10 protein-coding genes and 1 tRNA gene are annotated in these 13,203 nt (G+C 70.3%); 6 read left to right on the forward strand and 5 right to left on the reverse strand.

Features of this window, described 5'->3' with window-relative positions; all coding sequences use genetic code 11:
• The first annotated feature begins 15 nt into the window (after positions 1-15).
• The 3 genes from ACIO3P_RS19675 (at position 16) to ACIO3P_RS19685 (ending at position 3,709) form a co-directional block, all read left to right on the forward strand.
• Positions 16-1,059, forward strand: a complete 1,044-nt coding sequence (locus tag ACIO3P_RS19675) for an SGNH/GDSL hydrolase family protein (protein ID WP_329823559.1) — start codon at positions 16-18, stop codon at positions 1,057-1,059.
• A gap of 197 nt (positions 1,060-1,256) precedes the next feature.
• Positions 1,257-2,477, forward strand: a complete 1,221-nt coding sequence (locus ACIO3P_RS19680) for an acetyl-CoA C-acetyltransferase (protein ID WP_329823456.1) — start codon at positions 1,257-1,259, stop codon at positions 2,475-2,477.
• Between the two features lie 278 nt (positions 2,478-2,755).
• Positions 2,756-3,709 carry a hypothetical protein gene (locus ACIO3P_RS19685; RefSeq protein WP_329823558.1) on the forward strand — a complete coding sequence of 318 codons (954 nt, stop codon included), beginning with the start codon at positions 2,756-2,758 and terminating at the stop codon, positions 3,707-3,709.
• Positions 3,710-3,757: 48 nt separating this feature from the next.
• On the opposite strand, the gene ACIO3P_RS19690 is transcribed toward ACIO3P_RS19685, so the two are convergent.
• On the reverse strand, positions 3,758-4,078 hold the full coding sequence (locus ACIO3P_RS19690; protein ID WP_329823454.1) for a hypothetical protein: 321 nt from the start codon (positions 4,076-4,078) through the stop codon (positions 3,758-3,760).
• Positions 4,079-4,246: 168 nt separating this feature from the next.
• Between ACIO3P_RS19690 and ACIO3P_RS19695 the strand changes: the two genes are divergently transcribed.
• Positions 4,247-4,477 (forward strand): DUF4287 domain-containing protein, encoded by a 231-nt coding sequence (locus ACIO3P_RS19695; protein ID WP_329823452.1) that lies wholly within the window; start codon positions 4,247-4,249, stop codon positions 4,475-4,477.
• A 121-nt stretch (positions 4,478-4,598) separates the two neighbouring features.
• Here ACIO3P_RS19695 and ACIO3P_RS19700 read toward each other — a convergent pair whose 3' ends face one another.
• Both ACIO3P_RS19700 and ACIO3P_RS19705 read right to left on the reverse strand, forming a co-directional pair.
• Positions 4,599-5,477 carry a Bax inhibitor-1/YccA family protein gene (locus tag ACIO3P_RS19700; protein WP_329823450.1) on the reverse strand — a complete coding sequence of 293 codons (879 nt, stop codon included), beginning with the start codon at positions 5,475-5,477 and terminating at the stop codon, positions 4,599-4,601.
• Positions 5,478-5,663: 186 nt separating this feature from the next.
• A tRNA-Leu gene (locus ACIO3P_RS19705) sits at positions 5,664-5,746 on the reverse strand.
• Between the two features lie 517 nt (positions 5,747-6,263).
• Between ACIO3P_RS19705 and ACIO3P_RS19710 the strand changes: the two genes are divergently transcribed.
• Together ACIO3P_RS19710 and ACIO3P_RS19715 are read left to right on the forward strand one after the other, a co-directional pair.
• Entirely contained in the window at positions 6,264-7,034 is a 771-nt protein-coding gene (locus ACIO3P_RS19710) for an ABC transporter ATP-binding protein (RefSeq protein ID WP_329823449.1), read from the forward strand.
• 175 nt (positions 7,035-7,209) lie between these two features.
• Entirely contained in the window at positions 7,210-9,753 is a 2,544-nt protein-coding gene (locus ACIO3P_RS19715) for an ABC transporter permease (protein ID WP_401852655.1), read from the forward strand.
• Positions 9,754-9,865: 112 nt separating this feature from the next.
• Here the strand turns inward: ACIO3P_RS19715 and ACIO3P_RS19720 are convergent, their stop codons facing one another.
• Together ACIO3P_RS19720 and ACIO3P_RS19725 are read right to left on the reverse strand one after the other, a co-directional pair.
• Complete coding sequence (locus ACIO3P_RS19720; RefSeq protein WP_329823445.1) at positions 9,866-11,164, reverse strand: cyclopropane-fatty-acyl-phospholipid synthase family protein; 1,299 nt, start codon at positions 11,162-11,164, stop codon at positions 9,866-9,868.
• Positions 11,165-11,605: 441 nt separating this feature from the next.
• Positions 11,606-12,994 carry an NAD(P)/FAD-dependent oxidoreductase gene (locus ACIO3P_RS19725; RefSeq protein WP_329823444.1) on the reverse strand — a complete coding sequence of 463 codons (1,389 nt, stop codon included), beginning with the start codon at positions 12,992-12,994 and terminating at the stop codon, positions 11,606-11,608.
• Positions 12,995-13,203: the final 209 nt, after the last annotated feature.

Genomic DNA, 13,203 nt, shown 5'->3' on the forward strand with positions numbered 1-13,203 from the left:
GTGTCGAGGGCGAGGGTGGCACGACGGATCGCGGCCGGCGCGGCCTACGGCGGCGGGTCCATCGGCCTGCTGGGAGCGGCGGGCATCGGGGTGGTGCTGGCGGAGGTCCAGCTCGCGAAGCGGTCGGTGGGCGGCGGGACCGCCCCCGTACCGCCCAGCGGCGACGGCTGGTACGGACTGGCCTTCGGCCATACGCAGCCGCTGCGGATGGGCATGCTGGGTGACTCCACGGCGGCGGGGCAGGGCGTACGGCGGGCCGGGCAGACCCCGGGGGCGCTGCTCGCCTCGGGGCTGGCGGCGGTCGCCGAGCGCCCGGTGGACCTGCGGAACGTGGCGCTCCCCGGGGCCAGGTCCGACGATCTGGAGCGGCAGGTGAGCCAGCTCCTGACGGCCTCCGGTTCCGGCGCCGGTTCCGGCGCCGCCGCCGACCGCGTCCCGGACGTCTGCGTGATCATGATCGGCGCGAACGACGTCACGCACCGGATGCCGGCCACCGAGTCCGTACGGTGCCTGGCGGCGGCGGTACGGCGGCTGCGTACGGCCGGAGCCGAGGTGGTCGTCGGGACCTGCCCGGATCTGGGCACGATCGAGCCGGTGTACCAGCCGCTGCGCTGGCTGGCCCGGCGCGCGAGCCGGCAGCTCGCGGCGGCGCAGACGATCGTCGCGGTGGAGCAGGGCGGCCGTACGGTCTCGCTGGGCGATCTGCTGGGCCCGGAGTTCGCGGCGAACCCGCGCGAGCTGTTCGGCCCGGACAACTACCACCCGTCGGCGGAGGGGTACGCGACGGCCGCCATGGCGGTCCTGCCCACGCTCTGCGCGGTGCTCGGCCTGTGGCCGGAGACGGACCACCTCGACGCCTCGCGCGACGAGGACATGCTGCCGGTCGCGAAGGCGGCCTCGGCGGCGGCGTCCCGGGCCGGTACGGAGGTCACGGGCGTCCGGGCGCCGTGGGCCCTGCTCAAGCACCGGCGCAGGCGGCACCCGCTGCCGTCCCCTGCGGAGGCGACGCCGGAGGACGCGAGCACGGCGGAGGCGCACGGGGTGGGACGGGAGGCGTGAGACGGCGCGTCGGGACGTGAGCAAGCGCTTAGAAAAGAGGCCCGCATCACATGCCGGGCCGGGTGACCCGTGCGCTACGTACGGGTAACTTCCCAGTGAGTCCCGCCTCCGGATCCGACCCCGTATCCGAATCCGACCCCTACCCCTTTCCGCACCCTGCGCCCCGCACCCGCACCTTCCGCACCCCTGGAGCCGTGATGCCCGAAGCCGTGATCGTCTCTGCCGCCCGCTCCCCGATCGGCCGTGCCTTCAAGGGCTCGCTCAAGGACCTGCGGCCCGACGACCTGACCGCCACGATCATCCGCGCCGCGCTCGACCGGATCCCCGAGCTGGACCCCCGCGACATCGACGACCTGATGCTCGGCTGCGGCCTGCCGGGCGGCGAACAGGGCCACAACCTCGGCCGTATCGTCGCCGTACAGCTCGGCATGGACCACCTCCCGGGCTGCACGATCACCCGTTACTGCTCCTCGTCGCTCCAGACCTCCCGGATGGCCCTGCACGCCATCAAGGCGGGCGAGGGCGACGTCTTCATCTCGGCGGGCGTGGAGATGGTCTCGCGCTCCGTCAACGGCTCCTCGGACGGCATGCCGGGCACGCACAACCCGCTCTTCGCGGACGCCGAGGCGCGGACCGCCGCCGTCGCGCAGAGCGAGGGCGCCGAGTGGCACGACCCGCGCGCCGACGGCCTGGTGCCCGACGCGTACATCGCGATGGGGCAGACCGCCGAGAACCTGGCCCGCCTCAAGGGCGTCACGCGCGAGGACATGGACGAGTTCGGCGTACGGTCGCAGAACCTCGCCGAGGAAGCCGTCAAGAACGGCTTCTGGGAGCGCGAGATCACCCCGGTGACCACGCCGGACGGCACGGTCGTCGCGGCGGACGACGGACCGCGCGCGGGCGTCACCCTGGAGGGCGTACGGGGCCTCAAGCCCGTCTTCCGCCCCGACGGACGGGTCACCGCCGGCAACTGCTGTCCGCTCAACGACGGCGCCGCCGCGCTCGTGATCATGTCGGACACCAAGGCGCGCGAACTGGGCCTGACCCCGCTGGCGCGGATCGTCTCCACCGGCGTCACCGGCCTGTCGCCGGAGATCATGGGGTACGGCCCGGTCGAGGCGTCCCGGCAGGCGCTCTCCCGCGCCGGGCTGACCGTCGGCGACATCGACCTGGTCGAGATCAACGAGGCGTTCGCGGCCCAGGTCATCCCGTCCTACCGGGACCTGGGCATCCCCCTGGAGAAGCTGAACGTCAACGGCGGCGCGATCGCCGTGGGCCACCCCTTCGGCATGACCGGCGCGCGCATCACCGGCACGCTGATCAACAGCCTCCAGTTCCACGACAAGCAGTTCGGGCTGGAGACGATGTGTGTCGGCGGCGGGCAGGGCATGGCGATGGTGATCGAGCGGCTGAGCTGAGGCGCGGCCCCCTCTCGCTCACTCTGCGTATCCATACGATTCCGGAAGGGTGACCCTGACGCCCCCGAACCCCAGTCGTGACTGAATCTCCCCCAGGATGTGACCTATGCCCGGGGGAGATTCGTTTGCCCTGGTCAGGACCTTGAACCGACGATACGTAAGGCCGAAAGACCTGTCCATTTCATGACGTAATGCACTGCCGCGCGGTCCCCGCCCCCGACAAGCTGAGGTAGGAAGTCGGGGGTATCGATCGGAATCGGGAGTAGTCAGTGAGCACCATGTCTCTTGCCCTGCTGCTGACCACGGCCACCGCCACGGCCGTGGGCGTCGCTGCCCTGCACGCCGCTCACTCGCTGCGTCGCCAGGTCAGCGCCCTGCGCGGTGAACTGGCCGCGGCGCACCCGGGCGGTCTCACCGCCGCCGTTCCGCAGGCCAGAAGCGCGTCCGACCCCGCGCAGACCGACGCCATACGGACCGCCGTCGCCGAGGCGCTGGCGGAGGAGCGGGAGCGCGAGCTGGCCGAGGCGCGGGCCTTCTGGGCCGCGCAGGAGGCGCGCGACGCGACCGACTCCCCGTCGATGCTGGGCGGGCTCTCCGGCCTCGGCGCGGAGGACACGCCGTTCTTCGTACCGCGCCAGATGGACTTCGTCGGCCTGGAGTCGCTGGAGGCCCTGGAGGCGCTCGACCTGGACGCCGCGGAGGCGTTCGACGACTACACGGGGCACCCCGACCACTCGGCGGCCGGTGAGCTGACGGAGCCGGTCGGCACGGCGCTCGGCATGGGCGGCATGACCGGCATGAGCGAGGCCGTCGAGTTCGCGGAGGACTCCCCCGAGCTGGCCGCCGCGCGCCGCCGCCACCCCTCGCACCCGGACTTCGTCCCCGTGCAGACCCCGGTCGTCACCGACCACGAGCGCACCGTCGCCCGGCTGGAGGAGCTGGCCCGGACGCGTACGGCGCTGGCCGACGTCCGCCCCGGGCCGCTGGGCACGCTCGACGTCTACGTCTTCGCTGACGGTACGACGCTGTGCATGACCCCGGGCCACCGCGAGACCGCCGAGCGGCTCTCCGACGCGCTGCGCGAGGGCGAGGCCCCGTTCCTGCTCGGCGGGTCCGGCGTGTCGGGCGCGTACACCCTGACGTTCTCCTGCGGCGGCGACGGTTACCGGCACGGCGACACCGGCGCCGAGCACATCTACATCCTGGCGGACCGCGTCATAGCCTCACTCTGAGCCCTGAGCCCTGAGCTCCGAGCTCCGAGCTCCGAGCTCTTGGGAGCGTCAGAGCGACGCCTCGGAGACCGCCTTCCCCACCGACCGCACGGCCTCGTCCAGTTCCGCCTCGGACGGGGCCGTTCGCAGTGCCTCGGCCAGGTCCACGGCCGCGACCGTGAGCTGGTCCGCGACGGCGAAGACGCCGGCGTCCGGCATGACCCGTACCGCCGCCCCCGGGCTCTCCAGACGCTGGGCCCGTACGGACAACTCCCTGGCCAGTTCGAGGGCGCGGGCCGCGGCGCCGCGCTGGAGCCGGCTCTGCGGGGCGGTCCTGAGCCGGTCGGCGAAACGGTCCACGGCAGCCGTCAGAGGCGTTGTATCGAGCACCCGCCCGACCCTACGCGGCCGCCCGGACACACGGCCACCGGCTTGCCAACAGCTCTTGCCAACGGCCCCCGGCTCAGGCACGGTGGGCGTAAAGGACCAGAAGGACCCGAAGGACCGAAAGGATCCCGTCCAGAAGGACCAGCACGCGCAGAGCGTCCGGAGGCGCCGATGTCCCTTGTCTTCTCCGAAGAGACCCATCGCAATCTGCTCGCCCGTATCCCCCATTGCACCGGTCGTGAGATCTCCGACTGGCTCCGCACCGTCGAGGACGGCCCGTCCCTCTTCCGCTTCGAGGAAAAGGTGAGCTGGCTGCGGAGTGAGCACGACCTCGCGTACGGACACGCGAAAGCGATCGTCCACGAGTACGACCTGAGGCGCGCGGCGCGCCGCCTCACCTGACCGGCCGACCCGCACCGACCACGACGGAACACGACGGAGGGGTCCACGGGCTCGATGCCCGCGGACCCCTCCGTCACTCGGTCGGCCGCCACCGGTCTCCCGGCCGTACCGCCCGGTCCTGCTAGTCGTTGCCGCTGAGGATCGAGAAGAGCCGCAGCATCTCCATGTAGATCCAGACCAGGGTCAGCGTGAGACCGAACGCCGCCAGCCAGGACTCCTCGCGCGGAGCGCCGTACGCGACGCCGTCCTCGACCTGCTTGAAGTCGAGCGCCAGGAAGCACGCGCCGAGGATGATGCCGATGATCCCGAAGAGGATGCCGAGGCCGCCGCTGCGGAAGCCGAGGCCGTCACCGCCACCGAAGACGCTGAAGAGCATGTTGGCGACCATGAGGAGCACGAAGCCCATCGCGGCGGCCATCACGAAGCCGTAGAAGCGGCGCGTGACGCGGATCCAGCGCATCTTGTACGCGAACAGCACGCCGGCGAAGACCGCCATCGTGCCCATCACCGCCTGGACCACCACGCCGGGCGCGATGTAGGTGCTGACGACGCTGCTGATCACTCCGAGGAAGACACCCTCGAACGCCGCGTACGACAGGATCAGCGCCGGGGACGGCTTGCGCTTGAAGGACTGGATCATCGACAGGACGAAGGCGATGAGCACGGCGCCGATGGCGACGCCGTACGACTTGCCGATGTTCGCCTGGTCGACCGGCAGCAGCACCCAGGAGAGGACCGCCGTGAGCACGACCGTGCCCAGCGTCATACCCGTACGGGTGACGACGTCGTCGATGGTCATGGCGCCGGTGTTCGGCGGTGCCTGCGGCGTGCCGACCGGGGCGCCCTGCTGCTGCGCGTAGGGGTTGGTCGCGTACGGGTTCGTCGCGTACGGGTTGGTTCCTACGGCGGGGCCCCCGGCCTGCGGCGCCGCGTTGAAGCCCGCGTGGCCGTTGTCGCGGCTGAAGCCCCGTCGCGAGAAGACCGGGTTGCTGCTCCTCATCTCACTCCTCCATGGCCGCCCAGCGCGGCCTTGCGACAAGAGTAATGGGACAGCAAAGCGTACGCCCTAGTGCTCGGGGAGGATCTTTCGTTAAATCGGGACGCTCGCGACGTGCCGCTCGTCACAGAACCACCCCAAATGGACCCCGAAAGGATCGCGGCGCCGACCGGCACGTGGCGCGTGATGTGCCCGGAGCCGGACTTGAACCGGCACGCCCCCGAGGGGCAGCGAGGTTTAAGCTCGCCGTGTCTGCATTCCACCATCCGGGCAAGGCGCGCGACGCCGCGTTGGCACAGGAGCCTATCGGGACACACCACTCGAACAGCCGAGCGCCTACCCGATGTTGTCTTATTTTATTGAGGTCTGAGGGTGCGTCAGGGCACGTAACGAGCCATCGGCACATGCCGGGCGCGGGTGGTCATCTCGTACCGAGGCGCACGAGAATGACGAAAAGTCGCCGCCCGGTCACGCATCCGGCACAGTCGCAGCTCCGGACGAGCGCCGGGGCGCCTCCGGCGCACATGTGGGCGCGCGGATGGTCACGGATGATCGGGGATCCCTCGGGGGGCGTACGTACAGCTTCTCAGGGACGGTGTCATACCCGAGGAGGAGAACGCGCCCCGACGGTCAGCCCCAAGAGGGCCACGGGAACGGGCATCGGGAGGGACGACCCGGGGGGCCTGCCGCGCCGAGGATGGAGGGGTCGCCGAGGGAGGGGTTCCTCCACTCGCCGCGTCCTCGCCGCCGGCCCCGTTTCCGGCTCCGTCCCGACAGGAGTGTTCTTCCGTGACCACCACCCCGCTCGCCCACCGCGCCACCACGGTGGCCGCCCGCGCCTCCGATCTCTCGAAGGTCTACGGAGTGGGCGAGACCCAAGTGGTCGCGCTCGACCATGTCTCCGTCGACTTCCACCAGGGCGAGTTCACGGCGATCATGGGCCCGTCCGGCTCCGGCAAGTCCACGCTGATGCACTGCGTGGCCGGCCTCGACAGCTTCAGCAGCGGCTCCGTACGCATAGGCGAGACCGAGCTGTCCACCCTGAAGGACAAGAAGCTCACGCAGTTGCGCCGGGACAAGATCGGCTTCATCTTCCAGGCGTTCAACCTGCTGCCGACCCTGACGGCCCTGGAGAACATCACGCTCCCCATGGACATCGCGGGTCGCAAGCCCGACAAGCAGTGGCTGGACCAGGTCATCACGATGATCGGACTGGCCGACCGGCTCGGCCACCGGCCCACGCAGCTCTCCGGCGGCCAGCAGCAGCGCGTGGCCGTCGCCCGCGCCCTCGCCTCGCAGCCCGAGATCATCTTCGGTGACGAGCCGACCGGGAACCTGGACTCGCGCTCCGGCGCCGAGGTGCTGGGCTTCCTGCGCAACTCGGTGCGGGAGCTGGGCCAGACCGTCGTGATGGTGACGCACGACCCGGTGGCCGCGTCCTACGCGGACCGGGTGATCTTCCTCGCCGACGGGCGCATCGTCGACGAGATGTTCGCGCCCAGCGCCGACGGCGTGCTGGACCGGATGAAGGCGTTCGACGCCAAGGGCCGCACGAGCTGACCGGACGCCCGCCCTTCCCGACCGTACGGCCACCTGCCTGACCGTACGGCCGTACGCCTGCCCGTACACGCGTCCGTACGCACCTGTACGCGCCTGTACGTCTCTGTACGCCCGTACGTCCCCGCCGTACGCCCTGTCCCGTCCCGTCCGGCCCACCTTCACCAGGACTCCCACCATGTTCCGTACCGCCCTGCGCACTGTGCTCTCGCACAAGGCCAGGCTGCTGATGACCGTGCTCGCCGTCATGCTCGGCGTCGCCTTCGTCTCCGGCACCCTGGTCTTCACCGACACCCTCGGCAACGCCTTCCGCAACGAGTCGGCGAAGAACTACAAGGACGTCGCCGTCTCCGTCACCTCCTACGACTTCCGCGAGAGCAGCGACGAGGAGCAACGCACGTCGGACCCGGGCCTCAGCGAGGCCGCCATGGACCGGATCAAGGCCCTCGACGGGGTCGCCTCCGTCACCGGACGCGTCAACGGCTTCGCCGGGGTCGCCGACCCCGACGGCAAGCTGATCGGCGACGGCTGGTCGAACACCGGCTCCAACTTCTCGCCCGGCGAGAACGGCAAGGACTCGGCGTACACCTTCACCGACGGCTCCGGCCCCCGCGAGGCCGGCCAGATCGCGCTCGACAAGTCGACCGCCGCCAAGGGTGAGTACAAGGTCGGCGACTCCGTACGGGTCGCCACCAACGGGCCGGTGAAGGAGTACACCCTCTCCGGCGTCTTCACCTCCAAGGACGGCGCGGTCAACGCGGGCGGCAGCCTGGTCCTCTTCGAGACGAAGGTCGCCCAGAAGCTCTACCTGGAGCCCGGCTACTACTCGGACGCCACGGTCACCGCCGCGTCCGGCGCCTCCGACGCCGCGCTCCTCACCGAGGTCAAGAAGATCCTCCCGAAGAACGCAGAGGCGGAGACCGGCGAAGCGCTGGCCGAGAAGCAGGCGAAGGACATCGAGACGGGCCTCGAAGGCATCAACCAGATGCTGCTGGCCTTCGCCGCCATCGCCCTGTTCGTCGGCATCTTCCTGATCTCCAACACCTTCACCATGCTGGTCGCCCAGCGCACCAAGGAACTGGCGCTGCTGCGCGCCGTCGGCGCCTCCCGCAAGCAGGTCAAGCGCTCGGTGCTGGCCGAGGCGACCATCGTCGGGGTCATCGCCTCGGTGATCGGCTTCGCCCTCGGCCTCGGCCTGGCGATCGGACTGCGCGGCCTGATGGACTCGTTCGGCGCGAAGATCCCGGGCGGGCCGCTGGTCGTCTCCCCCGTCGCGATCGGTGCCGCGCTCGCCGTCGGGGTGCTGATCACCGTGTTCGCCGCCTGGCTGCCCGCCCGCCGGGCCGCGAAGATCCCGCCGGTGGCGGCGATGAGCAGCGTGCACGCCGTGGCCACCACCAAGTCCCTCGTCATCCGCAACTCCATCGGCCTCGTCATCGCCCTGCTCGGCGCGGCCGGGATCCTGGCGGGCGCGAACATCGGCTCCGACGGCCGGTTCATCCTGGCCGCGGGCGCGTTCGTCACGATGATCGGCGTCATCGTGCTGATCCCGCTGCTGTCCCGGCCGGTCATCGCGCTCGTCCGGCCGCTGCTCGTACGGGCCTTCGGGGTGTCGGGCAAGCTGGCGAGCCAGAACGCCGTACGGAACCCGCGGCGTACCGGAGCGACCGCCTCCGCGCTGGCCATCGGACTCACCCTGGTCACCGCTCTGACGGTGCTCGGTGTCACGGTCGGCCAGGCCATCGACAAGATGACCACGGACAACATCAAGGCCGACTACATGGTCATGATGGCCAACAGCAGCCCGCTGGACCCGACCGCCGTCCGCGCGCTGGAGAAGGCGCCCGGCATCAGCGCGGTCTCCCCGCAGCAGCCGGTCGACCTGGACATTAAGGGCGAGTACCACTCGGGCTCCGCGGTCACCCCCGGGGACATCGAGAAGGTCTTCAACCTCACCACGGTCTCCGGCTCGCTGAGCTCGCTCTCCGGCGACGCGGTCGCGGTCGCGGAGGACACCGCGAAGTCCAACGGCTGGAAGACCGGCGACACCGTCCCGGTGAAGTTCGCCGACGGGAAGACCGAGAACCTGAAGATCGGCGCGACGTACAAGGGGATGGAGTTCCTCTCCCCCCTGCTCATCTCGACCGACCTGGCCAACCCGCACGAGACCAAGCAGTACGTCCGCGAGGTGTGGGTGAAGGCGGACGGCGGCGCGAGCAGCGCCCATGAGCAGGCCCTCGTGGACGCCCTGGGCAAGAACCCGGCGATCACGGTGATGGACCAGCAGGACATCAGGAACCAGACCAGCGGCCTGATCAACACGGCGCTGAACATCATGTACGGCCTGCTGGCGATGGCTCTGATCATCGCGGTCCTCGGGGTCATCAACACCCTGGCGATGTCGGTGTTCGAGCGGCAGCAGGAGATCGGCATGCTGCGGGCGATCGGTCTGGACCGGCGCAGGGTGAAGCGGATGATCCGGCTGGAGGCCGTGGTGATCTCGCTCTTCGGCGCCGTGGTCGGTATCGGCCTCGGCTCCTTCCTGGCCTGGGCGATCGGCCAGACGATCAAGAACGCGATCCCCGGGTACGCGCTGTTCATGCCGTGGGACCGGATCGCGCTCTTCCTGGCGCTGGCCGCGCTGGTGGGCGTCCTGGCGTCGCTGTGGCCGGCGCGCAGCGCGGCAAAGCTCAACATGCTGACGGCGATCAAGACCGAGTAGCGGCTGGCGAGGACGGCGTACGGAGACGTACGAAGGCGTACCTGGGCGTACGACGGCGTACGGAAGGGTCGGGCCCCTGGCGGATTCCAGGGGCCCGACCCTTCTCGTCCGCTCAGGCGCCCCAGCGGCGGGCCCGCAGCGGCATCCCGGACGCGCCGTCGTCCGGGGGCCGGACGGCCAGGATCTGGTTGACGCCGATCCGGTTGCGCTCGAAGGAGAGCGCGGACGCGGCCATGTAGAGCCGCCAGACGCGGGCGCGGCCCACGGAGGTCGCGTGCACCGCCTCCGCCCAGTGCTCCTCCAGGTTGGCCACCCAGCGGCGCAGGGTCAGCGCGTAGTGCTCCCGGATCGACTCGACGTCACGGGCCTCGAAGCCCGCTTCCTCCAGGGTGGAGACGGTGCGGCCGAGCGGCGCCAGTTCGCCGTCGGGGAAGACGTACGAGTCGATGAAGTCGTCGATGTGGTACTGCCCCTCGTCCTTCTCGGGGCGCCGGGCGATCTGGTGGTTCAGCAGCCGGCCGCCCGGCTTGAGCAGGCCGTACAGATCGTCGGCGTACTCGCGGTACTGGACCGAGCCCACGTGCTCGGCCATCCCGATGGAGGAGATCGCGTCGTACGGGCCGTCCCTGACGTCCCGGTAGTCCTGGACGCGGATCTCGATACGGTCGGTCAGCCCCTCCTCCGCGATGCGCTTGCGGGCGAACGCGGCCTGCTCCCGGGAGAGGGTGATCCCGGTGACCCGGGCGCCGTACTCGCGGGCCGCGTGGATGGCCATGGAGCCCCAGCCGCAGCCGACGTCCAGGAGCCGCTCGTCCTCCCGGAGGCCGAGCTTGCGGCAGATCAGGTCGAGCTTGTCGCGCTGTGCGTCTTCGAGGGTGAAGCCCGGGTCCGCGTCCCAGTAGGCGCAGGAGTAGACCATGGACGGGCCGAGGACCAGTGCGTAGAAGTCGTTGCCGACGTCGTAGTGGTGGCTGATCGCCTCCTTGTCGCGGCGCTTGGTGTGCAGGGCGCCGTGTCTGCGTCTGATCTCCTCGACGGGCGGGGCGGGCGGCGGCCAGGGCCCCGCGATCTCCACGAGCCCGCGGGCCGCGGCGCGCATCCGGGGGTCGCGTACGGGGTGGACCTTGTCCTTGGGGTCGGCGCCGCGCTCCCAGATGAGCCCGGCGAGACGTTCGAGGAGCGCGTACAGATCGCCGTCCACGTCGATCTCCCCGGCGACCCAGGCGCGGGCGAGCCCCAGCTCACCGGGCTTCCAGAGGAGACGGCGCAGTGCGCGGCGATGACGGATGATCAGGGTGGGGGCGCCGGGAGGACCCGATTCACTGCCGTCCCAGGCGCGGATACGGACCGGGAGCGGGGCCCCCAGCAACTCTTCGGCAAGAGTGGTCAGCCGCAGCGCGGCGTCGGCCATGGCGTACACCTCCGTGGTGGTGGATACCGGACATGCTCAACACCACGTAAACACCGGTCGGGTACGGATGCAGTCCCTGTGACGGGCAATGAGACGGCAAAATACTTGCATCTACCACGGACTTTGGCCGGGTGCGGCCCCGCACCTTCGACCCGTACCCCGCCCGTGCCCTTTCGGGGCGCGGAGATCCAGGACGGGCCTGCTGGTCCGTCAGAGCGACCGGCGCACGCCGGGGCGCGCGCTCCGGACACGGGGTCGGTGTGCGGTCCGGACACGGGGTCGGGCATGCGTCCGGGGTATGCGGTCGGGCATGGGGTCGGGTGTGCGGTCGGGGTGTGCGGTCGGGGTGTGCGGTCGGGGTGTGCGGTCGGCATGCGTCCGGGCATGCGGAAGGGCCGCCCGCACCACGGATGGCGGACGGCCCTTTCAGTACCGCGTGCGTTAAGAAGCCTTGGCCTTCTCCGCGGGCGCGGCCGACGCGGCGGCGGGCGCCGGGGTCGGCTTCGCGGCCTCGTAGAACTCCTCGCGCGGCGTCTCCATGGCGCCGAGCGAGACGACCTCGCGCTTGAGGAACATCGCGAGCGTCCAGTCGGCGAAGACGCGGATCTTACGGTTCCAGGTCGGCATGGCCATGCCGTGGTAGCCACGGTGCATGTACCAGGCCAGCCGGCCCTTGACCTTGATCTTCATCTTGCCCATGACGATCATCGCGACGCCCTTGTGGACCCCGAGACCGGCGACCGCACCCTTGTTGGCGTGGCTGTAGTCGCCCTGCGGGAAGCCGCGCATGCCCGAGATGACGTTGTCGCCGAGGACCTTGGCCTGGCGCAGCGCGTGCTGGGCGTTGGGCGGGCACCAGGCGTTCGGGTTGCCGGCCTTGCGGCCGACGAGGTCCGGGACCTGGGCGTTGTCGCCGGCGGCCCAGATGTAGTCGGTGCCCTGGACCTGGAGCTTCTCGCTGGTGTCCACGTGGCCGCGGGGGCCGAGCGGCAGACCGAAGCGGGCGAGCGCCGGGTTGGGCTTGACGCCCGCGGTCCACACGATGGTGTTGGAGTCGACCTCAAGGCCGTTGTTGAGCACGACGTGACCGTCGACGCAGGAGTCCATGCCGGTCTTGAGGTAGACCTCGACACCGCGGCCTTCGAGGTGCTCCTTGCCCCAGGCGCCCAGCTTCGGGCCGACCTCGGGGAGGATCTTGTCGGCGACGTCCACGAGCAGGAAGCGCATGTCCTCGCGCTTGACGTTCGTGTAGTACTTGGCCGCGTCGCGCGCCAGGTCCTCGACCTCGCCGACGGTCTCCGCGCCGGCGAAGCCGCCGCCCACGAAGACGAAGGTCAGCGCCTTGCGGCGGACCTCCTCGTCGGTCGTCGAGTCAGCCTTGTCGAGCTGTTCGAGGACGTGGTTGCGCAGGCCGATGGCCTCCTCGATGCCCTTCATACCGATGCCCTGCTCGGCGAGGCCGGGGATCGGGAAGGTACGGGAGACCGCGCCGAGCGCGATGACGAGGTAGTCGAAGGGCAGCTCGTAGGACTCGCCGACGAGCGGCGCGACCGTGGCGACCTTGCGGTCCTGGTCAATGGTGGTGACCCGGCCGGTGAGCACCTCAGCCTTGGGCAGCACGCGTCGCAGCGGTACGACGACATGCCGAGGCGAAATGCTGCCGGCGGCGGCTTCGGGGAGGAAGGGCTGGTACGTCATGTACGAGCGAGGGTCGACGACCGTGACGGTCGCCTCCCCGTAGCGCATCTTCTTCAGAATGCGACGAGCTGCGTACAGGCCTACGTACCCACCGCCTACAACGAGGATCCTGGGACGCTCCGTGGTGCTCATGCCATCGAGTATCCACCCCCCTCGGAGGGGGTGCTCGTGAGCCCCTTCACAAGGTGTTACCCCCCTCGTGTTACACTGCGCGGCTCACGTGATCCAGGTCATGTCGACCCAGGGGAACCAGACCGGGCGTTTAGACGTTGTCCACCCCTCGTGAGCTGGCCATTCCACCGCCCCCCGCACGCCGAACCGGCCATACGATTCGCGCCGCC

It is taken from the genome of Streptomyces sp. NPDC087310 (assembly GCF_044744405.1).
Lineage (GTDB): Bacteria > Actinomycetota > Actinomycetes > Streptomycetales > Streptomycetaceae > Streptomyces.